This is a genomic window from Arthrobacter sp. MYb229 (assembly GCF_002975405.1).
Lineage (GTDB): Bacteria > Actinomycetota > Actinomycetes > Actinomycetales > Micrococcaceae > Glutamicibacter.
Genome location: NZ_PCPS01000005.1, coordinates 159,534 through 184,268, shown reverse-complemented (window position 1 = coordinate 184,268; position 24,735 = coordinate 159,534). Strand labels below are relative to the sequence as shown.

The 24,735-nt window shown below is 56.4% G+C and carries 25 protein-coding genes; 12 read left to right on the top strand and 13 right to left on the bottom strand.

Annotated elements, in window-relative coordinates; all coding sequences use genetic code 11:
- Nucleotides 1-34 precede the first annotated feature (34 nt).
- The 4 genes from CQ019_RS14700 to CQ019_RS14685 all read left to right on the top strand — a co-directional run bounded on the left by CQ019_RS14700 (nt 35) and on the right by CQ019_RS14685 (nt 3,137).
- A complete protein-coding gene (locus CQ019_RS14700) occupies nt 35-988 on the top strand; it encodes a bifunctional riboflavin kinase/FAD synthetase (RefSeq protein ID WP_096288281.1) in 954 nt (317 codons plus the stop codon).
- 4 nt (nt 989-992) lie between these two features.
- On the top strand, nt 993-1,781 hold the full coding sequence (locus tag CQ019_RS14695) for a class I SAM-dependent methyltransferase (protein WP_096288279.1): 789 nt from the start codon (nt 993-995) through the stop codon (nt 1,779-1,781).
- Nucleotides 1,782-1,885: 104 nt separating this feature from the next.
- On the top strand, nt 1,886-2,155 hold the full coding sequence (gene rpsO / locus CQ019_RS14690; protein ID WP_096288277.1) for a 30S ribosomal protein S15: 270 nt from the start codon (nt 1,886-1,888) through the stop codon (nt 2,153-2,155).
- A 229-nt stretch (nt 2,156-2,384) separates the two neighbouring features.
- Nucleotides 2,385-3,137 (top strand): YceI family protein, encoded by a 753-nt coding sequence (locus CQ019_RS14685; RefSeq protein WP_096288275.1) that lies wholly within the window; start codon nt 2,385-2,387, stop codon nt 3,135-3,137.
- Between the two features lie 359 nt (nt 3,138-3,496).
- Here CQ019_RS14685 and phnE read toward each other — a convergent pair whose 3' ends face one another.
- The 4 genes from phnE to CQ019_RS14665 form a co-directional block, all read right to left on the bottom strand.
- Nucleotides 3,497-4,375, bottom strand: coding sequence for a phosphonate ABC transporter, permease protein PhnE (phnE, locus tag CQ019_RS14680; protein ID WP_255248513.1), 879 nt, complete (start codon nt 4,373-4,375; stop codon nt 3,497-3,499).
- Nucleotides 4,372-5,076 (bottom strand): phosphonate ABC transporter ATP-binding protein, encoded by a 705-nt coding sequence (locus tag CQ019_RS14675; protein WP_258133960.1) that lies wholly within the window; start codon nt 5,074-5,076, stop codon nt 4,372-4,374. Before CQ019_RS14675 ends, phnE begins: the two co-directional genes overlap by 4 nt.
- Nucleotides 5,077-5,163: 87 nt before the next feature.
- Nucleotides 5,164-6,084 (bottom strand): phosphate/phosphite/phosphonate ABC transporter substrate-binding protein, encoded by a 921-nt coding sequence (locus CQ019_RS14670; RefSeq protein ID WP_105554764.1) that lies wholly within the window; start codon nt 6,082-6,084, stop codon nt 5,164-5,166.
- Between the two features lie 35 nt (nt 6,085-6,119).
- Nucleotides 6,120-7,331: a TIGR03364 family FAD-dependent oxidoreductase gene (locus CQ019_RS14665; protein WP_105570013.1), complete on the bottom strand. Its 1,212-nt coding sequence runs from the start codon at nt 7,329-7,331 to the stop codon at nt 6,120-6,122.
- A 108-nt stretch (nt 7,332-7,439) separates the two neighbouring features.
- On the opposite strand from CQ019_RS14665, the gene CQ019_RS14660 reads away from it, so the two are divergent.
- The 3 genes from CQ019_RS14660 (at nt 7,440) to CQ019_RS14650 (ending at nt 10,295) form a co-directional block, all read left to right on the top strand.
- Nucleotides 7,440-8,246 carry a GntR family transcriptional regulator gene (locus tag CQ019_RS14660; protein WP_105570026.1) on the top strand — a complete coding sequence of 269 codons (807 nt, stop codon included), beginning with the start codon at nt 7,440-7,442 and terminating at the stop codon, nt 8,244-8,246.
- A 20-nt stretch (nt 8,247-8,266) separates the two neighbouring features.
- Nucleotides 8,267-8,965 (top strand): phosphonatase-like hydrolase, encoded by a 699-nt coding sequence (locus CQ019_RS14655; protein ID WP_105570012.1) that lies wholly within the window; start codon nt 8,267-8,269, stop codon nt 8,963-8,965.
- Between the two features lie 232 nt (nt 8,966-9,197).
- The gene (locus CQ019_RS14650) at nt 9,198-10,295 is read left to right on the top strand and encodes an alanine--glyoxylate aminotransferase family protein (protein WP_096288265.1); all 1,098 of its coding nucleotides are present in this window, start codon (nt 9,198-9,200) and stop codon (nt 10,293-10,295) included.
- A gap of 261 nt (nt 10,296-10,556) precedes the next feature.
- On the opposite strand, the gene CQ019_RS14645 is transcribed toward CQ019_RS14650, so the two are convergent.
- Genes CQ019_RS14645 through CQ019_RS14630 form a run of 4 tightly spaced genes read right to left on the bottom strand, consistent with a single transcriptional unit; the run spans nt 10,557 to nt 14,388 of the window.
- Nucleotides 10,557-11,720: an alpha-hydroxy acid oxidase gene (locus tag CQ019_RS14645; RefSeq protein WP_096288263.1), complete on the bottom strand. Its 1,164-nt coding sequence runs from the start codon at nt 11,718-11,720 to the stop codon at nt 10,557-10,559.
- Nucleotides 11,721-11,749: 29 nt separating this feature from the next.
- On the bottom strand, nt 11,750-12,514 hold the full coding sequence (locus tag CQ019_RS14640; protein WP_096288261.1) for an amino acid ABC transporter ATP-binding protein: 765 nt from the start codon (nt 12,512-12,514) through the stop codon (nt 11,750-11,752).
- Nucleotides 12,511-13,473, bottom strand: a complete 963-nt coding sequence (locus CQ019_RS14635; protein WP_217990417.1) for an amino acid ABC transporter permease — start codon at nt 13,471-13,473, stop codon at nt 12,511-12,513. The genes CQ019_RS14640 and CQ019_RS14635 overlap by 4 nt, the downstream gene beginning before the upstream one ends.
- A 6-nt stretch (nt 13,474-13,479) precedes the next feature.
- A complete protein-coding gene (locus CQ019_RS14630) occupies nt 13,480-14,388 on the bottom strand; it encodes an ABC transporter substrate-binding protein (protein ID WP_096288259.1) in 909 nt (302 codons plus the stop codon).
- Nucleotides 14,389-14,612: 224 nt separating this feature from the next.
- Here CQ019_RS14630 and CQ019_RS14625 point away from each other — a divergent pair, with 224 nt between their 5' ends.
- The 3 genes from CQ019_RS14625 (at nt 14,613) to CQ019_RS14615 (ending at nt 16,573) form a co-directional block, all read left to right on the top strand.
- Entirely contained in the window at nt 14,613-15,299 is a 687-nt protein-coding gene (locus CQ019_RS14625) for a GntR family transcriptional regulator (RefSeq protein WP_096288257.1), read from the top strand.
- A 104-nt stretch (nt 15,300-15,403) separates the two neighbouring features.
- A complete protein-coding gene (locus tag CQ019_RS14620; RefSeq protein ID WP_146113380.1) occupies nt 15,404-15,898 on the top strand; it encodes a hypothetical protein in 495 nt (164 codons plus the stop codon).
- Between the two features lie 234 nt (nt 15,899-16,132).
- Nucleotides 16,133-16,573 carry a DUF4282 domain-containing protein gene (locus CQ019_RS14615; RefSeq protein ID WP_105570010.1) on the top strand — a complete coding sequence of 147 codons (441 nt, stop codon included), beginning with the start codon at nt 16,133-16,135 and terminating at the stop codon, nt 16,571-16,573.
- Nucleotides 16,574-16,728: 155 nt separating this feature from the next.
- On the opposite strand, the gene CQ019_RS14610 is transcribed toward CQ019_RS14615, so the two are convergent.
- From CQ019_RS14610 to CQ019_RS14595, 4 genes are read right to left on the bottom strand one after another with little or no spacing between them, the layout of a single operon-like run.
- Nucleotides 16,729-17,130, bottom strand: coding sequence for a universal stress protein (locus CQ019_RS14610; RefSeq protein ID WP_105570009.1), 402 nt, complete (start codon nt 17,128-17,130; stop codon nt 16,729-16,731).
- Nucleotides 17,127-18,728, bottom strand: a complete 1,602-nt coding sequence (locus CQ019_RS14605; RefSeq protein ID WP_374954804.1) for a tripartite tricarboxylate transporter permease — start codon at nt 18,726-18,728, stop codon at nt 17,127-17,129. The genes CQ019_RS14610 and CQ019_RS14605 overlap by 4 nt, the downstream gene beginning before the upstream one ends.
- A gap of 21 nt (nt 18,729-18,749) precedes the next feature.
- Complete coding sequence (locus CQ019_RS14600; RefSeq protein WP_096288249.1) at nt 18,750-19,253, bottom strand: tripartite tricarboxylate transporter TctB family protein; 504 nt, start codon at nt 19,251-19,253, stop codon at nt 18,750-18,752.
- The gene (locus tag CQ019_RS14595; protein WP_176484262.1) at nt 19,250-20,269 is read right to left on the bottom strand and encodes a tripartite tricarboxylate transporter substrate binding protein; all 1,020 of its coding nucleotides are present in this window, start codon (nt 20,267-20,269) and stop codon (nt 19,250-19,252) included. Before CQ019_RS14595 ends, CQ019_RS14600 begins: the two co-directional genes overlap by 4 nt.
- 221 nt (nt 20,270-20,490) lie before the next feature.
- Here CQ019_RS14595 and CQ019_RS14590 point away from each other — a divergent pair, with 221 nt between their 5' ends.
- Both CQ019_RS14590 and CQ019_RS14585 read left to right on the top strand, forming a co-directional pair.
- Entirely contained in the window at nt 20,491-22,098 is a 1,608-nt protein-coding gene (locus CQ019_RS14590; protein WP_308727263.1) for an ATP-binding protein, read from the top strand.
- Between the two features lie 10 nt (nt 22,099-22,108).
- Entirely contained in the window at nt 22,109-22,780 is a 672-nt protein-coding gene (locus CQ019_RS14585; protein ID WP_096288247.1) for a response regulator, read from the top strand.
- 373 nt (nt 22,781-23,153) lie between these two features.
- On the opposite strand, the gene CQ019_RS14580 is transcribed toward CQ019_RS14585, so the two are convergent.
- Nucleotides 23,154-24,554 (bottom strand): NAD(P)-binding domain-containing protein, encoded by a 1,401-nt coding sequence (locus tag CQ019_RS14580; protein ID WP_105570008.1) that lies wholly within the window; start codon nt 24,552-24,554, stop codon nt 23,154-23,156.
- Between the last annotated feature and the right edge of the window lie 181 nt (nt 24,555-24,735).

Sequence of the window (24,735 nt, the reverse complement as noted above, 5' to 3'; positions counted from 1 at the left end):
ATTTATCTTTCGTTGCAGAGTCAAGAGGAGCAAAGTGCACTATTGGAAGGGCCTGGACTCAGTCCCCACGGATATGGCTCCCGCTGTCGTGACCATTGGTAACTTCGACGGCGTCCACCTCGGGCATTGTGAAGTTCTAGATTCTGCGGTCTCGCATGCCAAAAGGCGCTCGGCTAAATCGGTAGCGATCACCTTTGACCCACATCCAGCACAGGTGCACCGCCCTGACTCTGCTCCCGAGCTCATCATGGGTCTGGAAGATCGTATCGACACCTTGGCCAGTGTTGGCCTGGATGCGACTTTAATGATCAACTACACCCTCGAATTCGCCGAACAGTCGGCCGAAGAATTCGTGCATTCCATCATCGTAGAGAAGCTCAATGCGGTGGCAGTGGTGGTGGGCCACGACGTCCGCTTCGGCCATGGCAACTCCGGCGACTTCGACTTCATGCGCGAGCTGGGCGCAAAATACGGTTTTGATGTCATCGGTGTCGAAGACGTAGGCGATAAGCGTCGTCTTTCCTCCACGTGGGTCCGCGAAGAACTGGCGGCAGGCAACGTCGAAGCCGCAGCGGCCATCCTTGGACGTCCGCACCGGATGCGCGGCGAAGTAGTCCACGGGGCAGCCCGTGGACGCGAATTGGGGTTCCCCACAGCAAACCTGGCGCCAGAGGCTGCCGGTATTATCCCGGCAGATGGCGTGTATGCCGGCTGGGTGATCGACGAAGCCGAAGTGCGCTGGCCTGCGGCCATCTCGGTGGGTTCGAACCCGACCTTTGACGGTGTTGCGCGCGTCGTCGAGGCCCACGTGATTGATCGCCCCGTAGAGGGCTACGAGGAATTTGACCTCTATGGCCAGCAAATTGTTGTTGAGTTCATCTCTCATCTGCGCCCCATGGTGGCCTACCGTGGCATCGAAGCGCTGATCGAGCAGATGAATGAAGATGTGGTCCAGGCGCGCAGCGTGCTGGCCACCGAATCCCACTAGGAACATGCCGGAAATTCCTTCACTGCCTCGCCGTGCGTTCACCATGAAACCCGAGCGTCGCGCGGACCTGGCCTCCGCATATGAGGCTGGGGCCGCGAATTACGACAAAATTCGTCCGGCGTATCCACGCGAAGCGTTGGAATTTACAGTTTCCGGCGATTTCGTGGAGCGCGCCATAGACATCGGTTGCGGGTCTGGAATTTTCACCGAACAGCTCCTCGGGGCGGGGATAGATGTCTGGGCGGTGGATCCGTCCGAAGACATGCTAGCCGTGCTCAAGGAGCGCATACCGCAAGTGCATACGGTATGTGCCTCCGGAGAAGCGACCGGGATGCCGGAGAATAGTGCGGATTTGATCACCTATGCCCAAGCCTGGCACTGGGTTGATCCGCCTCTTGCTAGCGCCGAAGCCGCCAGGTTGTTGCGCAACGATGGTTCGCTTGTTTTGCTTTGGAACCAACTGGACGTAGAAGTGCCTTGGGTTCATCGACTGGCTCGCATCATGCATGCCGGGGACGTGCACCGTCCGGAAATTGCGCCACCGCTAGGCAAAGAATTCGACACCCCGGAATCGGGGATCTGGCATTGGCCGATGGAACTGGACCTTCAAGGCATCTTGGAACTGACTCGTTCGCGCAGCTACTACCGGCGCTCCAAGGAAGAAACCAGAGCCAAAGTTGAGCAGAATCTGATCTGGTATTGGTGCGAGCATCTGGGCTTTGAAGCGGCACAAATCGTCGAGGTGCCCTATCTCACCCATGCTTGGAGGGCGCGCCGACGGGTCCGTCGGTGATATGATTGTCGATGGTTCTCGCTGCAGTCCGCGGTTGCGAGACGCCGTCGTGAGTGTCTGACGCTCACACCGAATGAAACGCGGTCCAACTCCAGGAGTTTGTTATGGCATTAGATGCCGCAGTAAAGAACGAAATCATCAAGGCTTACGCCACCCACGAGGGTGACACCGGTTCGCCTGAGGTTCAGATTGCCGTTATGTCCCGTCGTATCAAGGACCTGACCGAGCACCTGAAGATGCACAAGCACGATCACCACACCCGCCGCGGCCTGATGGCTCTGGTTGGTCGCCGTCGTCGTATGCTCGGCTACCTCAAGAACACCAACATCGAGCGCTACCGTGCGCTGATCGAGCGTTTGGGCCTGCGCAAGTAGTCTCACGCTTCGGTGTGAACATCCCCGCTTCCCTTCATGGGGGGGCGGGGATTTTCCTTTTGGCGCCTTTGAAGCTGAGATGTGGTGTTCCAAAACCGATTCCCTGTTTAGCGGCTGTGGATATTTGGTGAAGTCCTATGGATTCCACACCGACTCACATTGCCGATGGAACAATTGAATGGTCAAGTAAATTGTCGTCGAAGGACGGCGTGATCAATCGAGAGTTGCAATGACAGAGCAGACAGATTCAGTCCAGTCCGTCGAGAAGAAATCCAAAAAGATACGGCGAGTATGGATTATTGCTTTGGCAGCAGTAGCCATTATTGCGGGCGTCTTTATTGGCAGTCGTATCTATGCCTCCACCGTCTCGGCTCAGGCCGAAGACGTGCCAACACTTTCCCAGACCCCTGCGGCTGAACAGTCCAACGGTGCGCCGGAAACTGGCAGTGATTCGAGTGCCGGGGACACCTCTGGAACTTGGTCCGTCGGTTCGGGTTCCTTCGCCGGATACCGTCTCGATGAAGTTCTCAACGGTGCCGACGTGACAGTCACTGGGCGTACCGAAGACATTACCGGGTCTCTCACAGTTCAAGAAGATCAGCTCATCGCAGCGGATCTCACCCTGCAAGTGGATACCATCTCAACTGACTCCGACCGACGCGACCAGTACTTCCGGACTACTGCCATCGATACCGAGCAGTTCCCTGAAGCAACCTTCAGCCTTGTCGAACCAGTTGACGTGTCTGCGTCACATGTCGGCGGCGCTCAATCTTTCAACATGACTGGTGAACTGACTCTCAATGGACAGACCGTTGCGGTGACCACTGACGTGGAGGCCGTCTTTAATGACGGACAGGCCCAGCTGGTCGGCCAGATACCTGTGAACTGGGCCGACTTCGGTGTTGAAGCCCCGGACTTGGGATTCGTTGCAGTAGAAGATGACGGATTCATCGAGTTCTCATTAAACGTCATGCAGCACTGAGCTGCGAAAGCTCAATAAACTCGTATTGTGCAGAGGGCTTAGCGGCGGCACACACCTCTTGCAGGTTCCTGCCGCTGCCTTGCCTTTGGTATTAACCGAACCGTTGCTACTGGCACAAGAAATTACCGACCGGTACGGAAAATATGTGGCGGTTATGCCGACAACCTTTTCAAGAAGCAATGCTCCATTTAGGTTCTAGCAGTTCTGCTCATTGCTGTCGCCGAGCACTGAGGAATCGGCTGAGAATTGGTGGCGCGAGTAGATCATTGAAAGCAAAAGATCGCCCAGCTCCTGCGGGAGCCGGACAATCTTAGCGAACAGTTGGTTGGATCCTCCGAGCGGAAAACCCGCGAGGCGTCCTAGACTGCCAGCCTGCGGCGGATAAACCCTGAGGCCTGGTCCACCACGATAATAAGCAACAGAACGATGATGATGTGGGTGAGCATGGTGTCGAACTGGAAAGACTTGATCGCCTGATTGATGAGCAAGCCAATACCTCCGGCACCCACCAACCCCAACACGAGTGACGAGCGAACGTTCACGTCGAAGCGGTACAGCAACAAGCCAATAAACTGAGGGACAACCAGAGGCAGGGAACCATGCGCTATCTGTTGCAACCTTGATGCACCGGTCGTGGAGAGGGCCTCTTGCGGACCATGGTCAGTTTCTTCCATTGACTCCGCCCACAACTTTCCCATCACGCCAGTATTGTGGCAGATCAGTGCCAGCACCCCGGCAAATGGGCCAAGCCCAACCGCGGTGACGAAGATCAGCGCAAAGACGATATCTGGTACCGCCCGGAAGAACGACAAAATCGCACGGGAAATTTGGTAGGCCAGCGGATGTGGGGAAGTGCTACGCGCCGCCAAAACTGCCAAGAGCAATGCAGTAGGAATGGATAACGTGGTACCCAACAGGCCAATCCATAGCGTGACGAGGGTGGCCTCCAACCCTGGCTTCACGACGGTTTCCCAGTTCAGATCCGGCGGGAAGGCATCACCGAGAAAACGTGCCATGCCCCGCCAACCCTCAACGAGTACTGCCGGGTCAAAATCCGTGCCACGTATAGCCAAGAGATGCAGTATCACGATGAGGACAGTGGCCGCGCCCCAGAGCAGGCGTCTGCGTACTCGGTTCCGGTCGTGTGGCACGCTGAGCGTTGCCGGCCGGGAAGCTATGACTGAGCTGGACTCGTCCATGGGGTGACTTTCGATTCGAGGTTCAATCTGCAGGCTCATGCTGCGCTCCGTTCAGGGGAGTAGAGCGTATCCAGGACCGGTTCGTTCAACGAGCTAGCCGGACCGTCAAAAATAATGCGACCGTGCATCAGGCCAATAGCGCGATCCGCGTGGCGCAGTGCCAAATCTGGTTGATGCAATACCGCTGCGACAGCTAGGTTCTCCTGATGGGCGAGTTCGGACAGCAGCTCCATGATGTTCTCCGCAGCATGTGGGTCGAGGGCGGATACCGGTTCATCGGCTAACAACACTGAGGCCCGCTGGCAGAGTGCTCGGGCCACGGCTACACGTTGCTGCTGCCCTCCCGAAAGGCGTCCGACTTTATCCAAGGCACGGTCTGCCATCCCCACCCGATCAAGACTAGCCATGGCTTCTTCACGTAATTGACGAGAGAAGAAAACCGGAGTGATCGAAGCTAATCCGGAGACGCGTGCCAAACCTCCAGCGCAAACATTTTCCAGCGCCGTGCGGCGTGGCACCAGATGAATTTTCTGGAAAACCATGGCGGCCCTACTGCGCGACTCGATCAGGGCCCGGCCATGGAGCGTTGCCAGATCGGTTCCCTCAAGCTCAACGATTCCGGAATCCGGTGCGGATAATCCGGCAACACATTTAAGCGTGGTCGACTTACCAGATCCGTTGGCCCCGAGGAAGGCAACCAGCTCTCCGCGGTTCACATGGAAGTTCACTTGGTCTAGCACTTTGCGGTCATTGAATGACTTTGCCAGACCGGTAACTGTTAGCGCTCGAGCGGGAGTTGAGGGTGGGGCAGGAACTGAATCGCGCACTTAGAGGTCCTTCTCGGTTAGGCCCATTTCGGCGGCAAGATCAAATAATGGCTGATAGGTATCCTTGGTGACTTCGAGCAGCGGACCTGGAGGAGTGACATCAAGGAATGCACCTACCTGGGCGATGTCCGCCTCGGGCAATTCAAGCAATGCGGTCTTGACTGCTTCCTTCAGCGCCGGATCGGCATCGGCACGAATGGTGATGGGGTCATTGGGGATTGGTTCAGAGGTCCAGATCTCGCGGTAGTCCGCAGGGTCGAAGGTTCCCTCAGCCTTTGCCACGGCCAGGGTCTGCGAGTTAATCTGGGCGGCGTCAACAGTGCCGTTGGTCAGCGCGAGCAATGACTCGGGGTGGCCTCCGGCATAGTTCAGATTCAGCTCGGATTCGGCAACGCCCGCGGTCTTGAGCGCATAGCGGGGTAGCACATCCCCGGAGGTGGAACCCACACCGCCCAAGGCCAGATCAGCATCGCGAAGCTGCTCGATGGAGGTAATATCCGAGTCCTTGGGAACCCAGATGCCGGCCGTGTAGGTACTCAACTCGCCCTCAGCGGTGCCGAAGGATACCAGTGGCTCGGCACCTGCCTGCTCGCTTGCGAAGACATAGCCCACGGGACCGAACTGACCTAGATCCAGCTTGCCATTGCGCATGGCGAGCACTTCGGCCGAATAATCTTCGACTACCTGCATCTCAACTTTGCAACCCAACTCACGTTCAAGTGCATTTGCCAGGACCCCATAAGCGGGCTCGAGTTTCGCTGGGGCTTCGAACGGTTCTATGCCAAACATCAGCGGACCATCGGCGCAAAATGCCGGGACGTCAGTTACCGCCTCCGATTGGGTCTGCGGGCTACCGCAGGCCGACAACGCTACGAGCCCTATGGCAGATGCCGCCACTGCGACGGTGCGTGAAAGTTTCATGATTACTCCTGAAGAAAGAAATGGGTAACTTTGTGTCACTTCGATGGGGCGCTCAGCGAGGGCTCCTGAATGAGCGAGCGAACGTTGCGGTCGGCCAAGCCGAAGGACAGCGTCATACCGACACCGGCGGTGACGGATACTACGGTGATGGCCTCGGCGACGTTGTGAATCAAGAGCGGTCCAACGTCGCTGGAGGCATAGACTCCCTGCCAGCGTTCGAGAATGCTCAGCGGTTCGCGGTGAAGAACGGCTTCGATGGCGCTCAGCAGGGTGTTTGAAATGTCTTCCTGGATAAAAGGCGGATGGGTTAATTCGTAATCGTGAGAGTCGCCTAAGAGCAGCGTCCCATCCGGCCGCTGGGTAAACATCACATTTGCTTGAATATCCAATAGGTTTTGATGCTTGGAGCGCACCTCGGCGCGTAATTTCTGAGCCGAGGGGACCTCGGTGAACGCTTCATAGCGCAGCATTGACGTTGCGGTGAGCACCGCTGGTTCTAGTTTGAGATCTGCAGGGCTTTCGGAACTTGCCATCTGCAGTGCGCAGCGCTTGATCCGGTGTTCTTCGGCCAGAGCGGGGAACAAATAATCAACGTCGTGGCCCACACAAACAAATATCTGATCCGCTTCGATAGGCCCCCGGCTGGTCTCGACTCGAGCGCGGCGCTGCTCTCCGATGCCGAAGCCGAGCGCCGAAGTGTTCCAACGTACCGAAGCCTGTGGCAGCGAATCGATCCACCCTGCCAATTTCGCAACTGTGGTTCGGGGATCCACACGAAGGTCATCACGCAACATGGCGCCACCGAGGAGCCCCTGGGTTTCGGAGCGCCCCAGTTCGTGAGCGACTTGGGAAGCCGTGAGCAAAGTGATCTGACCAGGGGCACGCCGATCTGACAGCTCGCGCAGGACCTGAAGCTCGGTCGGGGTGGTAGCCACCACGAGTGCTCCGGACTCGGCGGCCCAGAAACCTGCGCGATCTGCGTAGTCCAACCACAAGGGCCGTCCGGCTTGAGCTAGCTCGTAAAGTTCACCGCTTTGGGCAGTAATGCAGCAGTGGCCGAAATTGCGGACGGACGCGCCGACTGCTTGGTGGTCACGATCGATGACGAGGACAGAGAGCCCGGCATCGACCGAGCGGGCGGCATGGGCCAAGCCTACGATCCCGGCGCCAATGACCACTACATCGGCATGCATGGCGTTGGGAGTTTCGTTGTGGAAGGTGTTTTCGTTGATCACAAAATTGATCATGCACTTCTTCGGAGAGCCTATTCAAGCTAAAATAGCACTTGTCTATACAAGTTTGATTAGTGTTCAACTTGCGGGCCATTCGTTTACCTAGGATTCGTTTCGATGTCCATGAAAACCGCGAATTTTCAGTTGTCGCACTTGTATGATCAAGTTGTGAGCCCGAACAAGAACTATCCAAAGCATCAGCAATTAGCCGCCGACCTGAGGCAGCGTATTGCGTCAGGACAATGGCGAGAAGGAGACAAGCTTCCAAGTGAATCTGAACTGTGTGCCTTAGTCGAGGCTTCACGAGGTACCGTTCGCCATGCCCTCGCCACCCTGCGCTCCGAGGGACTCATTGCCGGTGGGCAAGGGAAGCCGCCTACGGTGGCGCACACCGTGCCGTCCCAGTCCTTCAGCACTTTCATGTCCTTTACCGAATGGGCTCAATCGATTGGACGCTCTCCGGGACAGCGCACGGTGGAACTCGCCCGACGCGTTGCCGACTCGATCGTGGCAGAGCAGATGGGACTCAGGGCGGACGAGAAAGTGATTCAAGTGCTGCGACTGCGACTGCTGGACGAAACTCCGGCAATGGTTGAACGCTCCAATTTTGCGCTGGAAGCCGGGCGACTATTGTTCGATTTTGACAGCGACTCAGGATCCATTTTTGGGTACTTGCGTGAGCAGGGAGTCGATCTCTCGCGCGGACGGCACACAATTGACGCAGTCGCCGCGGATGAGACGGATGCCGAACTTCTAGGTGTTCAAGTGGGCACACCGCTACTGCGCGAACGACGGATCACCTCGTCGCGTGCGGGAGAAATACTTGAATATTCCGATGACAGGTACCTGCCGCAGCTTGCAAACTTCAGCATCGAAAATACCAGCGAGCATCGTGCCGCACTAACTCGCGTCCCGAGCTCAGTTACCTAACAACACCTTGGAGTAAGAACATGATCGAACTGATCGCCTGCGACATGGCAGGAACAACCATCGATGAACATGCGGATGTCTACAGGGCGCTGGAGAATGCAGTGCGCGAAACCGGAGTGGACGTTTCGCCTGAAAACCTGCAGATCTGGATGGGGGCGGAGAAGCGTGAAGCCATTACCGCGCTCATCCGTTTGGGTGGTGGAAAAGCGGAAGAACAATTAGTAGCGGAAACTTTTAATCGCTTCCGCGAATTACTGTTTTCCTACTATGCTCAGAACCCTCCGGTCGCCCTTACTGGTGTAGTAGAGGCTTTCGAGATTTTGGCGAAACAAGGCGTGAAAATCGCTTTGACGACGGGATTCTCAAGAGACGTGGCCACCGATTTGCTCAACGGCCTGGGCTGGCGAGTTGGAGAGGGCAGGTTGCTTGATGCCGTAGTCACCGCCGATGAGGTGGCAGCTGGCCGTCCTGCGCCGTACATGATCCACCGGGTGATGGAACAGACCGGAGTACTAGACGTGGCGAAGGTGATTGCTGTCGGCGATACGGTCAACGATCTGCAGGCGGCGACGAACGCTGGAGCCATTGCGGTGGGAGTGCTCACCGGGAAGCTTGGACGCGCAGACCTCGAACTGCACCCTCACGATGCGATCTTGGAAGGTGTGCGAGAGCTGCCCGATTTTATGGCGCAACTGGGCGCTGCCCGCGTACAGGCGTAGGTGATTCAGACTCGTTGACTCGGAGGAAGGACCAGCCCAGAGTGGTCCTTCCGCTGTTTCGTGCAGGGTAGCGGGAGTCGGCGCGAGTATCGTCATTGAGGTTCGAGCGCAACGGTGTCGATAGCGCAATGCAATTCGACATCCGACATACGAAATTTAGTTTTCGCTATCAAGCGTTTTTGGTTCTAAGGTGAAGGTAACGCACGCCCACCTTGAATGAAAGTGAGTAGTCATGAGCACGACTGTTCTGCAACGTCATTTGTTCGGCCCAGGTCCCTGCAACCCATATCCAGAAGCAACCGCCGCGCTGGGGCTTCCCTTGCTCGGTCACCTGGATCCAGCATTCATTGCCCGCATGGACCGTGTAGGCGATGGACTGCGCACCCTATGGGGGACCAAGAACACTCGTACCTTGCCGCTGAGTGCTACCGGCTCCGCTGGCATGGAAGCCGCTTTCGTGAATACCATCAATCCAGGGGATGTGGCAGTCATTGCCATCAACGGGCTGTTTGGTGAGCGCATGTGCGAGGTTGCCTCGCGCGTGGGCGCCGAAGTCGTACGTGTGGACCACGAGTACGGAACACCTATCGACGCCGAGCGAGTCGCCGCGGCACACCCGAATCCCACCGTAATTGCTGGCGTGCATGCTGAGACGAGCACCGGAGTAGTTTCCGATATTGCCGCACTCGGCGCCATCAAAGGTGATGCCTTGTTGATTGTGGATGCGGTGACTTCCATTGGCGGAATGCCGGTCTTGGCAGACGAGTGGGGAATCGACATCGGCTACGCTGGAACCCAGAAATGCATTGGTGTTGCGCCCGGTCTGGCACCCTTCACCATCTCTGACCGCGCGTTTGAACGCCGCGTTCAGAAGCCCCAGTCCTGGTACCTGGATCTCGGTCTGCTCGGTGGATATGCCACCGGCGCAAGCGGCGGTGGGCGCACCTACCACCACACGGCACCAGTTGCCATGGTCACTTCGTTGGAAGCCGGCATCGACCGGATCCTCGCCGAAGGCCTGGACGCAGTGACCACGCGCCATCAGGAAGCTGGCAAGCTGTTGCAAGATGGTCTCGAGGCCATGGGCTTGGAATTATTTGCAACCGAAGGCTACCGACTTCCGCAATTGACTACGGTCAAGGTTCCAGAAGGGACGGACTCGGCCAAGGTCCGCGGCTACCTGCTGGAGCGTTTCAACATTGAAATCGGTGGCGGCGTCGGACAGTACGCGAACACCGTGTGGCGTATCGGTCTGATGGGGCCGAACGCTAACCCAACCTCGGTAGCGCTGATTCTTGCTGCGCTGAAGGAAGCAATCGACAAGGCTTAACAGAACCATACTGCGGGTTTCTAGAGATGTGGCGCAGCCTAGTCAGTGGCTGCGATAGCTACCTTGCAGATGTTTGGTAAGTGACTCTGAACCTTGTTCTGGGTGGCGGATTCAGCCTCATGCGGGCGTTCCCGATGGGCAACCCGTTCTTGGCTAAGCATGCAAAAGGTTCGCCGCGGTCCCGGTTCCAAGGCCTATTGCTTGGAACCGGGACGAACCGCGTCTTGAGAACCTGTATTCGCTCGCGTGCCGGACCTTTTGCTAAACGTAGTCGTTGATTCGACTACGCAGCGCGAAGACCGACTCGTCTATTGATTCCACGCTGGTTTTTCCGACGAAACCCATGGCGCCTTTGAACTCGTCGTGCAGAATCTTGAAGGCCTTGCTCACCGCTGGCTCACCACCGGTCGCCAAGGCGTAGGCAAATGGGCGTCCCGCCATTACAGCGGTGGCACCCAGCCCGATTGCCTTGACGATGTCATGTCCGCGACGTATCCCGCCGTCAAGGTAGATCTCGGCCTTTCCATCCACAGCTGCGACGATCGAAGGCAAAACGTCGATGGTGGCTGGTTGCGCGTCGAACTGTCGACCTCCATGATTTGAGATGAAGACGCCATCGGCACCTTCGGCTACCGCTCGCGCGGCGTCTTCGGCATCCATGATGCCCTTGATCACCAGCTTCCCGTCCCACTGCTGGCGCAGCTTAGCGAAATCCGCCCAATCAGCACTCGAATTCTTGTTGCTGGCCATCCACTGATTCATTTGATCCATGCGGAGCGCTTTGCCATCGATGGAGTAGTTTCCATAGGTCATCTTGCGCCCGGTCAGCCACCGGTAAATCCATCGTGGTCGCATTGCGGTCGTGAAGTAGTCGAAGACTGGTGGTTTAGGCGGCATGGAAAGACCGTGGCGCATATCGCGTTCGCGCTTGCTCGACGATCCGACGTCACCGGCGACAACCAAGGTTTTGACCCCGGCATTCCGCGCTCGTTGGATGTAGTTTTCGGTTTCGGCTGGATCCTTCCAGAAAGCGACCTGGGCCCAGAGCTTGTCCCCGGCTATGGGAGCGACTTCCTCGAGGGCGCACCCCGCCCAGGCGCTGTGAATGAAAATGGAGCCCGCGATGACCGCGGCACGGGCTACCGCCAGGTCTGAGCCAGGATGGAAGATGGTCAGCATGCCCATGGGGGCCACCAGCAACGGAAAGTCCACGGGTTGCTCCAGGACCGTTGCTTCGGTGGATAATTCGCTCAAGTCCACCATTGAGCGTTGCCTGAGCATCAGGGCATCGAGGCTCTCGCGATTGGCGCGAGTGGTGATCTCATCCAACGCCCCACCGTCTAAATAGTCGGTGATCATTTTTGGAAGGTGCCAGCGCGAAGCTTTTCGGTAGTCATCGATGCTGACGATCCATTTGTTACGCATGGTGTGAATACTCCAATTTGGGGCTGGCGCTAGAGGACTTTTGAGAGAAACTGTTGTGTGCGTTCGTGCTGCGGATTGCTGAGAACTTCGCGAGGGTGACCCTGCTCGACCACGTAACCGCCGTCCATAAATACGAGATTGTCACCGACCTCTCGGGCGAAACCAATTTCGTGTGTCACCACGATCATGGTCATGCCGGCTTTGGCGAGGTCGCGCATGACATCAAGGACTTCGCCAACGAGCTCAGGGTCCAACGCCGAGGTCGGTTCGTCGAAAAGCATGAGTTGGGGTTCCATGGCTAGGGCGCGGGCGATTGCAACACGTTGTTGTTGTCCACCAGAGAGCGCAACCGGGTAAACGTTGGCTTTTTCTGACAAGCCGACTCGTGCCAAGAGTTCGTTGGCCCGGGCAGTCACTGCCTTGCGACTCTCTTTTCTGACGCGGAGCGGCGCTTCACAGATATTTTCGAGAACGGTCATGTGCGGGAAGAGATTGAAACTCTGAAAAACCATGCCGATGTGTTCGCGTGACGTGGCAATTTCGGTTTCGTTTTGCTTGTGCAAGCTGCCGTTCTTGATTTTCACCCCGATGGGCCGACCATTAACTTTGATGTATCCTCCAGTCAGGGTCTCCAGCTGATTGATGCAACGTAAAAAGGTCGATTTGCCCGATCCTGAGGGGCCAAGGATGCATGTCACTTCACCACGATTCACGGTGAGATTGATCCCCTTGAGGACCTCTAGCTGTCCGAAATGTTTCTGGACTTCATAGGCCTCGGCAATAACGTCATTCATGGCTGAACTTTCTGGACTATTGGTTGCGATCGTTTCAGCGGATTGAACCGGGCAGATAATTTCTGTGGTGCCCGATTGCCCGAGCCGCGGTTGAAATGCCGCTCAATATAGAACTGACCCAGACTAAGGATGCTGGTCACCGCTAAGTACCAGAGACTGGCCGCAATGAGCAGCGGGATAGTTTTGAAATTCGAGCTGTAGACCATTTGCGCAGAATATAGTAGTTCGGGGAAAGCTAAAACGCTGACCAGAGAGGTTGTTTTGAGCATGGAGATTGTCTGGTTTCCCGTGGGCGGAATGATGATTTTCATGGCTTGAGGCAATACAACACGCCATAGAATAAGGCCGCGCTTCATGCCTAGTGCCTTGGCTGCCTCTGTCTGGCCCTTATGCACACTGAGCAATCCAGCACGAACGATTTCGGACATGTAGGCGCCCTCGTTGAGGCCTAGCCCGAGAATTGCCGCGAGGAAAGGCGTGATCAAGGTGTTGGCATCAATTGAGAAGAACTCGGGGCCGAAGGGAATTCCCATCTCGATCCGGGGATAGATCGCTGCGATGAATCCCCAAAACAATAGCTGGACGAACACCGGAACGCCGCGGAAGAACCAAATCATGAATGCAGCGACCGAGGCTACAACATAATTCGGCGCCAATCGCGCGAGTGCCAACAATACGCCGGCCACGATTCCGACGACCATGGAAATGACCGTCAGGATCAGTGTGTTGACTAGACCCGAAAACAATCGTTCGGAGAGGAACCAGCTGAAGACCACGTCCCACTCATAACGTGGGTTAGTGATGAGGGAGTAGGCCACGAGTGCTACCGCGCCAAGTACGACCGCAGCGGTTAACCACATCATTCTGTGGCTTTCGCGCGGTCTGGTCATCAGCAGCTCGTGGTGTTTAGCATCCACTGGTTGCCCTGTGGACTCGGGAGTTTTAGATACGCTGGTCATGAAAACCTACTGCGCCTTATTGAACGCAAAGTCACTTATTGCACCGTTGCCTACGCCCCAACCGTCCAGGATTTGCTGGTATCGACCGCTTTTCTCCAACGATTCAAGACCTAGCTGTACCGCTTCTTCAAGGCCGGCATCCTTGGCAAATGCGATGCTGACAGGTGATACGTTCTTTTCGCCCAGGAGCTCTACCTCGCCGCCCTGTTTGATGGCGTAACCAAGTGTTGGCCCGTCTACGTAGACGGCATCGATTCGTCCGGAAGTTAGCGCGAGAATTGGTGCCTGCATGTCTGGGTAGGTCATCACGTCGATGGCCGGTTGGGAATCCGCGACGCATTTTGCGGACGCTTCAGGTACACGCTTGAGATCTTGGAAGGATCCCTTGAGCACCCCTACCTTGACGCCGCACAGTTCATCAACATTGAGTTTCTTTGGATTTCCTGGAGTTACCCCGATGCCACTACCGGACTGGTAATAATCCACGAAATCCAACACCTTCATGCGTTCCTCTGAAGGAGACATTTGTGAAACCACGAGATCAAATTTTCCGGCAGATACCCCGGGAATGATTGCATCAAAGGTGCCGCTTTCAATGGTCAGATCAATTCCCATGGCGTCACCGAGCGATTGCGCCAGGTCGGCATCGACGCCGACTATCGTGCTTCCATCATCCGCGATGAAGTGCAACGGCGGTGAACTCTCGCTCATCGTCACGGTGAGTTTGCCACTGTCCTTGAACTTCGCGGGAAGTGCATCATGCGCAGCTTGGTCTACCTCGACTTGGATCGCTTCGTTGGCGGCGGGCGATTCGGCTGACTGTCCAGAAGGTACTTCTGGATTTGAACAGCTTGCCAATGAGAGCGCGAGCAGGCCAGTGAGGGCCAATGAAGGGAGCTTGAATTGCGAGCGCATGTTCGTGCCTTATCTGTCGTGAAGTGATGGACGGGTGGGAACTGGGCCAAGCGGATCGTGAAAAACACCTGCGAAACACGCTAGTGATGCATGTCACCCCGATTCCCGATATCATGTACCGTACATCGTGCACGATTCTGAAGCAATAGCAGATCCTCAGCGGTCTCGATGATGAATTGGCAATAAAGGATGAAGAGAAAACATACGTTGGATAGGATTTCGTCATGAACGCATTGCCGTCGGAAGATACGACCCCGCTAATCGCCGCGCGTCCGATGCTGGCAGACCAGGTCTTTGACGCGATTTTGGTTCTCCTTCTGGACGATAAACTGCCCACCGGTTCGCAGCTGAGCATTGACGGATTGGCCAAAAAATTCCAAGTTTCCTCCACGCCGGTACGTGAAGCGCTTGCGCGTCTGGAAACCACTGGCATGGTTCGACGGGAAGCATTGCGCGGATATCGAGTGGCGCCGGAACCGACGGTCGATGATGTACAAAAAATAAATGCGGCCCGTGCAATGCTAGAGCCGGGTATGGCACGGCTCGCCTGCGAGAACCAAAGCGAGACGCTGGTGAGCGAACTCCTAGCTTGCAATAGCGAGTTGAATGAAGCGCGGGGCGGTGAAGCCTTCGCGGACTACCGTGCCTATTGGAAAGCCGATGAAAAGTTCCACCGAAGTCTCGCCGAGGCCGCAGGTAACGAGTTCCTTTTCAGGGCCTATTCCGCCATCGAGGGGCATATCCAGAGGTTCAGGCTGGTTGTGCAAAATTCGATGAGTGGTGAACACACCATCGAAGAGCATGAACGGATTATCGAAGCTCTCATTACAAAGGACTCCTCGGCTGTGCACGCGGCGATGGAAGCGCATATTTCAGGTATTGCGCAGCGAGCCACGCAAAGCTATTCCTAGTGCACAGTGGGTGCACTATCCAAGGCGGGCTGGATGCCGCCGGCGATTGTCGCCGAGCTGGTCAAGCACTGCGATCTAGCCGTGTCGACTTCGAAGGCGTCAAGTTGAAGCGGGAAAACAACATGCACTCCGTGACTCGAATCCGCGACTGCGTGACCGGCCTCAAGCTCATTCGAAAGTACAAAGGCAAACTCATCCCCACCAAACTGGGCAGTTCATTGGCTCAGGACCCGCAGGCCATGGCGGAATACATGATCGAAACTCTCCGTGCGGTAGCCAATATGGATGTTTACGTTGATTCGGGGTTCTCCGAATGGGCAATTCGTGCAGGAGGCTATCGACCCGACAAGTTTGGCTACGGTGGTGAGCCGGTGAAGAACTATGTGGACGTGAGCGAGATTCTCGTGAACTTTGGTACTACGATCCCGATGCGCAGGGCCCGGTTTCGCAAGCCACCTATATCCCATGTGTCGAGCCGTGGTTCAATATTGGTTGCCTCATCGATTTCCGGTATCCACGGCGTGAAGAAGGCGAAGAAAGCGATCTCAAACTACAGCAGATCTCGCGATTCATTCTCGAGGCGTAGGCAACAAGACTAATCTTCAGATCGACTTGAATGGTGGATCGTAAAACGCAGTCTTGAGCAGCTCGTCTAAAACTGCACGTCTAGTAGAAACTATTGGACGCCGCTGAAACTCAAGATGAACATTGTCGATGACTTTCTATTTATCCAACCCAGTAGAAAATAGTTTGTCATGCGTCAGGACAATCCCTTTGGTTTGCGGTAGCCTCTTACAAGTCAGTTGAGTCCATGAAAGAAAGTTGGCTGCACAGTGAAAGCATTATTTGATTTCGGGTTCCGTAAATTTGTCACGCCGTCAATTATCAAGATCGTATACATCTTGATCATGATCATGCTGGTCGTGTCCTACCTCGGGTTCACCATCGCCGCCTTCAACGAAGACGCCATCTTTGGCCTCCTGGTGCTGCTAGTTCTCGGCCCGCTCTTCGTTTTGATCTACCTCGTGTTTGCTCGCGCATGCTTGGAATCGCTGATCGCGCAGATTCGTACCGCTGAAAATACGTCTGAACTTGTGCGCCTCGCCGGTGGAACGCCACCATACGAACTATCGACGGGAATAGTTCCACCAAATCCTGCCGGACCATCGACTACTAACATCCGCCCGGCAAATCAAGCCGACCCGACTCGTCCGGTCAACCGACAGGACCCTGAAGACGGATCAACCCCTCCAACCAATCCATACAAGTCCTAACTGCTTGTAGGCCATGCCGGGCACGGAAGTATACGTGCCCGGCTCTGCTATTCGCACGGGGCCAGTCCGGCGTCCAGGGAGTAGCCAGAAAAGCTGGAGCCGGGTGCGCAAAGACAATTGTCTTTTGCGCACCCGGCTTCAACGTTCTAGATCCTCTACCAGGCGTTGCCAGCCTTTACCGAGAGGACCGGGCACCCGGACTGCATCAGGATGCGTTGCGCGGTGCTACCCATAATAAACTTGCCCACTGTGCTGCGCTTGCGCAGCCCGATGACTATGAGCTGTGCTCGTTGCGCTTGTGCAACTCGCAAAATCTCGTCCGCTGCATCACGTCCCTGGGCGGAGCGTTCGATCCAGAAGTCGAGGCCCGCTGAGGTGAGCTGCTCTTCCAGTAAATGAAACTCCCTAGCGTCGATTAGACGATCATCTACTAATGCATCTCCCTTTGACGAGTTGACCACTACAAGTCGTGCTTGCGCACGTTGTGCCTCGATGATTGCCTGATCTAGTGCTGCCTCGCCCTGTGGCGAGGGGAGATAGCCCACAACAATTGTCATGATTTGTCCTTTCCGTCCTGCTCGTCATCGGCCGAGCGACGTGCTCCGGTTGGCAGACGAAGTTCTGTCTTTTCCAACTCGTCTTCGCTGATGGCTCCGCCGGCGGCTAGACCTGCGGTGAGCTCGGAGGCTCCGCCTCGTGCCTTGCCAATCATCTTGAGGACCGTTGGGATGAGTAGCAAGATGGCAATGATGATGTAGATCGTCACCGCTACCGGCTCACTCCAAAGCCCGGAGATTTCACCGGCGCTGAGCTGGAATGACTTACGCAGTTGTTGTTCGGCCATGGGGCCAATGATCACGCCGAGGACTAACGGGAGGATTGGCAGCCCAAAGCGACGCAAGGCAAAGCCCAGCAGGCCGAGCAGCAGCAGAAGCCACAAGTCCGCGGTTTGCATGTTCACCGAGAACGCGCCCAAAGTGGCGAAAAACAGAATGCCTGCGTATAAGAACGGACGCGGGATCTTCAGCAGCTTCGCCCACAACGGGGCAAGCGGAAGGTTGAGCAACAGCAAAAGGGTATTGCCAATGAACAGGCTGGCAATCAGCGCCCAAACCAAGGCCGGTTCATTTTCAAAGAGCAAGGGGCCTGGTTGAATACCCTTCATGGTCAGGAAAGCGAGCATGACGGCTGCGGTCGCGTTAGTGGGCAAGCCCAAGGCGAGCATCGGCGTCAGCGTGCCAGCGGCCGAAGCGTTGTTCGCTGCCTCCGGGCCGGCGACACCTTCGATTGCACCGTGCCCGAATTCCTCCGGGTGCTTTGAAAGCTTCTTTTCCGTGACGTAGGAGAGGAAGGTGGGCACTTCGGCGCCTCCTGCGGGCAGTGCGCCGAACGGGAACCCGAAAGCGGTGCCGCGAAGCCATGGCTTCCATGAGCGTTTCCAATCTTCCTTGCCCATCCAAGGACGTCCAACAGGTATCGTGCGTGCAGGATTGCGCCGGAGGTGAGCTGCGATCCATAGCGCCTCGCCAATGGCGAAGATCGCCACGGCAACCACTACGATATCCATGCCATCGATCAACGGGGCAAAGCCAAAGGTCAAACGGCTCTGTCCGGATACCGGGTCCATGCCGACCAAGCCAATGGCGAGGCCAAGGCCAAGGGCCGCGAAACCTCGGATCTTTGAGGAACCGAGAACCGCGGTAACCGTAACCAGGGCGAGGACCATGATGGCGAAATAACTCGGAGCGCCAAGGCTTACCGCAAACTTCACCACAAACGGTGCCACGGTCACCAGCAAGGCGGTGCCGATGGTGCCTGCAACGAACGAGCCGATAGCAGCTGTAGCCAACGCCTGGGAAGCACGCCCGGCCTTGGCCATCTTGTGGCCCTCGATAGCCGTGATAACCGTGGAGGACTCGCCCGGTGTATTGAGCAGAATCGAGGTGGTCGAGCCGCCGTACATGCCGCCATAGTAGATACCGGCGAACATGATCAGTGAGCTAGAAGTTTCCATGCCATAAGTGACCGGCAGCAACAGCGCTACGGCCATGGCTGGGCCAATCCCGGGCAGGACACCTACGGCCGTACCTAGGATCACGCCAACTAAAGCGAAGAGCAGATTGATGGGAGTGAGCGCCGAAGCGAAACCCTCCATCAGCAGATTCAGTGTTTCCACTTACAGCACCCCCGAGAGAATTCCGGCCGGCAGCTTGATGCCCAGACCCAAGTAGAAGCCGTAAAAGGTACCAAGCGACATGGCGATTGAGATTAGCAACGTCAGCAAGTAGCGGCGGCTTCCTAGGGCAACGGCTGCTCCGAAGAACAGAATGGTTCCCGAGATGACCCAGCCGGCTGTGTTGATCAACAAGATGTTGACCACAAATACTGCCAGCAGCGGAAGGACGACCTTCCAGTCCGAAGGCTGGCTAAGGTCAACGTCTTCGCCTTCCTCGCCCTCGGCGAGGTTTCCGCGGAGCACGGTGATCGCCAGAGCGATAGAAGAAAGTACCAGGATTCCCGCAACCCCGTACGGCAGGGCCTTTGGGCCCACCACGTCGGACTGGGAGTACGTCACATGCAGCTGCGACGCATCAACGAACACGATGATTCCCACCAGAAAAAGAAACGCGGCGAACAGGAGTTCGACGCGCTTCTTTTTCGCTGTGGTTACTTGGCTCACGCCAGACCCAGGGTCTTGAGCACGTTGGCTACGCGCTCGTCCTGTTCGCTGAGGAAGGTCGAGAACTCGTCGCCGGTCATGAACGCGTCGGTCCAACCGTTGGTATCCAGGGCTTCCTGCCATTCATCGGACTCGTGCATCTTGGTGACCGCTTCGGTCCACTTGGTCTTGTCCTCGTCCGAGATCTCCGGTGGAGCGACCAGGCCGCGCCAGTTGGAGAAGACCAAGTCAATATCGGATTCCTGCAAGGTTGGTGAATCAACGCCTTCCAAGCGTTCTTCGCCACTGGTCGCCAGCACACGAACCGACCCCTCTTCAATCTGCTGCATGTATTCGCCTGCACCGGAAGCTGCAAAGTCGAGCTTGTTGCCCAGGATGGCCGGCAGCAGATCGCCACCACCGTCATAGGAAACGAAGTTCACGTCCTTGGGATCAATGCCCACGGCTTCGGCCAGCTGCATCGGCAGCAGGTGGTCGGGTCCGCCCGGAGACGAGCCGCCACCGACCGAGAGTTTCCCTGGATCCTTCTTCCACGCAGCTACAAGATCGTCAATGGTCTTGTATGGGGAATCCTTGGACACCATGATTGCGCCCGGCTCTTCGATGAGCTTTGCAATCGGGGTGGTCTCGGTCAGCTTGGCTTCAGATTCATTGGTGTAGCTTGCGCCCACCACGCCCAAGCCCATGAGCATCCCTAGGTCTCCGTTGCCTTTTTCGTTGACGATTCGAGCAAGGCCAACGGTGCCGCCAGCACCGGCAAGGTTGAAGACTTCGAGGTTGGAAGCGATTGCTGCGTCATCCATGACTTTGGCTGCCACACGGGCGGTGGTGTCATAACCGCCTCCAGGAGTGTTTGGAACCATAATGCGCAGGCCCTCCAGTGGGCCGCTTGCGGCGGAGCCGGAGGCGCTTGGATCGCTGCCAGAGCTAGTGACGCCGCAACCTGTTGCGGTCAGTGCGAGCGTTGCAGCGGCGGCTACCGCTGTCAGCATGCGGAGTGACTTGAAATTCTTCATGGATTCAGCCTTTGTCTTCATTGGGGTGCGAATAGTTCAACACTAAGCAGGTGAGTGAGGTAGGTCACGCTTGCGTACGCAAAGAAAATACTGTTCATTGTGTAACTAAAAATTGTGAGCTGGCTCATGCCAAACTTCGGTAAAGTTGCCAGGTGCACCGCAAGGGCGGTGCCGGACGGGAAGCAACTGCAAAGGCAGCAGATGATGGGGAAGGAGGAGCAGTGAAGACTACAAGGGCCTGGCCCAGCGAACTATTCGCCAACAGAATGTCCCTAGCCGGGCAGTACCTCATATTGCAGTTGCTGATCATTGGCGTAGTGGTCACCGGATTTGTGGTGGTCTCAATTACCCAGGCAACGAATACCTTTGAAAAAGAAGAAGGCCGGCGCAGCCTTTCCGCAGCAGAATCGCTAGCGGCCAACCCGCTCTTGCGGGTCCTCCTCCCGGGGGCCGAACCGGAAATGGGGTCCGCGTTGCCAGCCATGGCCGAAGCCGTACGCAGTACCTCGGGCCTGCAATTTGTCACGATTGCGGATCCTAGCGGTGAGGCGATCACGTCCAGTTTTCCCGACGAAGTAGGCACCACAATTCTTCAGCCCGAGTCTCAGGTCACCGAAGGACGAGGTTGGACCGGAGATATCTGGCGCCAAGGGAAGCACGTACTGATCGCTCAGGTGCCGGTCTTGGACGATGATGGGTCGATGGTGGGCATTGTGAGCACAGGGCAAAAATATCCCTCAACGCAGGCTGTCATTCGTGAAATCGCGCCCAGCGCACTATTCACCCTCCTCATCTCACTACTCTTGGGGGCCACCGGCTCGGTGCTCCTGTCCAGACGCGTCAAGCGCCAAACCCGCGGTATGGAGCCAAGAGAAATTTCTGAACTCTTTGAACACCGCGAAGCCTTGCTGCACGGAGTGAAAGAGGGGATCGTCTCCGTCTCTCCGGAACACCGGGTCATGCTCGCCAACGACATCGCCATAGAGCTGTTGCAACTACCCAACAACTGCGTAGGACAAACACTCGACCAACTCAAGGTGGCACCGCAGGTTACTCGCGCTCTAACCACGCAACAGCAGCAGGCAGACCGGCAATTCCTCATCGGCGAACGTGTGCTGGTCTTCAACCGCATGCCAGTGATGACTTCCGGCAGGGACCTCGGCTCGGTGACCACTTTCCGCGATCGAACCGAGCTGACTCTCTTGGAGCAAGAGCTCGGAGACAGCAAAGCGACATCGGACATGCTCCGAGCCCAAACCCACGAGTTCGCCAATCAGCTCCACGCCATCTCCGGGCTCATCCAATTAGGAGAGTACGACGAAGTCGTAGGATTCATTGATGGAGTGAGCTTCAGCCGCAGCAAACTCTTTGAAGATGTCGCAGCGCGAATCACCGAACCAACCATAGCTGCCTTGGTCATTGCCAAGGCAAGTGTCGCGACCGAACGCGGAATCCAACTCACCGTCGCCGAGGATTCCAACCTGGGCCGCAGTGATGACCAACTGGCTCGGGACTTGACCACCGTTATCGGAAACCTCGTAGACAACGCAATAGACGCGGTATCGGCGGTGAGCCAACCACGCATCGAACTACGCATTGCAGAAAGCGATACGCAAATTACCGTTGTGGTGGGCGACAATGGTTCGGGGGTAGATGACGCGGCAATCGATGAAATCTTTACCCAGGGATTCTCCACCAAAGACACGACCGTTTCCGGCGGAAGGGGATTCGGGCTGGCTTTAACCAGACTGGTCTGCCGTCGCCGCGCAGGGGACGTCCAAGCGGTTAACGACCACGGTGCGCGGTTCACCGCTACACTCAGGAAGTAGGGAACAACTCGTGATCAAAGTACTGGTGATCGATGATGATTTCATGGTCGCCAAGGTGCACTCAGGGTTCGTCAATAACGAGCCGGGGTTCTCGGTTGTGGGAGTAGCTCACTCGGCCAACGAGGCGATCAAAGCCGCAACCGCGCTTTCGCCGGATCTCGCGTTGCTAGATATCCACTTACCCGATATGAACGGGCTCGACCTGCTCCAACGGCTACGCGAGGTACAGCCGGACTTAGATGTCATCGTCATTAGCGCGGCCCGAGAAATGGACACCGTCCGCCGTGCTTTGAGGGGCGGAATCGTCCACTACCTGATGAAGCCGTTCTCCCGCGAAGATCTTCGCGAACGGCTGGAGCACTATTCGAAAACTTACCAGCCGCTGCAAGAGGCAGATCAAGAGCTGGAACAGGCAGACGTGAACCGGCTCTTCGGACTGAGCGGGCAGAACCGACGCCCCCTGCCCAAAGGCTGCAGCGCTGAAACGCTGGCACTCGTGGAAAACATCGTCAAGGAAGCCACTAATCCCATCTCCGCCACCGAAACCGCCGAGAAACTCGGCACCTCGCGGGTGAGCGCTCGCCGGTATCTGGAATATTTGGCCGAAGAGAACCTGGCTCAGGTGAATCTGCGGTACGGGGGAGTGGGCAGACCAGAGCGAAGGTATTCGTGGAACAGTTAGGTGCTTGCCGTCCTTGCGACGCGTCTATTGCAGTCCGACTGTACTTAAACGGACCTTAAGTCGAATAACGAGGCTCTCCACATCTCAAGGTGCAAATGAGGTTTTATCCACCCGACTTCAGCTGGGAACTGCCTCGCCGGACATTACTGAAACTAAATCCTCCGGTCTCCCGATTCCACAGGAACATTGCGGAATCTCGATGCAGCTTTCGCAACTTCGCAATAGGAGCCTTCAAACGTTCAGCCAATCATCCCGGATGCCTATCGGCAGCGGCTATGAAATGACGGAAGGATTTAAACGTATTGCCCTGTGGCAAGAAATCGGCACAGGGCAATACGAACTTTATCAACTGAACTATCAAGCCAGATTCTGACTAGAATTTATGGACTTTGGCCGTCTCAATTGCCGTAAGGTCTTCGAGCTTTTCTTCCTGAGGGGATGACATGTAGCGCTGATAGCTATCGTCGAGCTCGCTCAGCCAGGGCGAGTGGTGTTCTGCTGCCATGGTGCCAGTCATGACTGAACGGTAGACCTTGTCGCGGTAGGTCAAGATATTTTTCTTCTTATCCATCTTCCACGCCATGAAAGTCCGGGTGACTTCATCCAAATCAAACATCGGGTAGTCCGTCTGCTCGATGAGATCGCGAATGTAGTCCGCCTGGAACTTCACTTCATCTTCCGCGGTCTCAATAGCGTTGAATCGCTCCAGCCACGCATCTATGCTTGCACGCTGTTCGGACGCTGAAGGGACCGCGGCTTCTCCCAAAACCAGATCACGGACATACCAAGCCTGCGCATCGAACATGTTGAAGGTGAACCATTGATCCTGGGCACCTAGGTAGTAAAGCTGGCTATTGTTCTCGGAAACCACACCACGGTACAGAGTGTCCGGGTAGACGTTGTTCGGTGAACTTAGGGCAAGGTCGGAGGGCAAGAAGGGGTAATGGTGCAGATACCCGGTGCACAAGACAACAGCATCAAATTTGCGGGATACGCCATTGCTGAAATGTGCAGTGGACCCTTCGAAGTGGTCAATGAGGGGGAGCTCTTCAATGCCTTCTGGCCAATCGAATCCCATTGGGGCCGTGCGGTAGCTGTACGTCACCGAGCGTGCACCCATCTTGAAGGACTGGACACCAATGTCCTCGGCCGAGTAGCTTGCGCCGATCAGCAGAACGTCTTTGCCTGCCAAGCGCTCGGCGCCACGGAAGTCATGGGCGTGCATGAGCTCGCCGGGAAAACTTTCGATTCCCTTGAAATCTGGAACATTCGGGAAGCTAAAGTGACCGGTGCCGACAATGACATGATCAAAATCGTTCTTTTCCGTCAGACCGGTCTTCAGGTCTTCGCTGGTGACGGTGAATAGTTTGGTGCTCTCGTCGTAATCGACCCAGCGCACTACGGTCGCAAAGCGGACGTATTTCTTGACGTCAGACTTCTCTGCGCGGCCATTGATGTAATCCCACAGCACGGCACGTGGTGGGTAGGAAGAAATGGGGCGGCCGAAATGTTCGTCGAAGGTATATTCGGCGAATTCCAAGGCTTCCTTGGGGCCGTTGGACCACAAGTTGCGGTACATGCTCGAATGTACAGGTTCGCCGTACTTGTCGATGCCGGTGCGCCAGTTGTAGTTCCACTGGCCACCCCAATCATCTTGCTTCTCAAAGCAGGTGATCTCGGGGATTTCACGCCCTGACTTCTTGGCAGAATCGAATGCCCGCAGCTGGGCGATGCCGCTGGGTCCTGCTCCAATGATGGCGACGCGTTGAGTCAAACATACCTCTCCGGCTTGTTAAGCCTTATTCAAGTTTCGCGCGATGCTCCGGATCCCGATTGTGGGTTCGAGCGTGCTACGCGAATCAACAAAAAATGCTCTAAACCAGTCGACCAGTCGCGCATAAAAAGCGTTCACATGTCGAGGCAAAACTGCCCTGTTCCAAAGGGCATCGTTATCG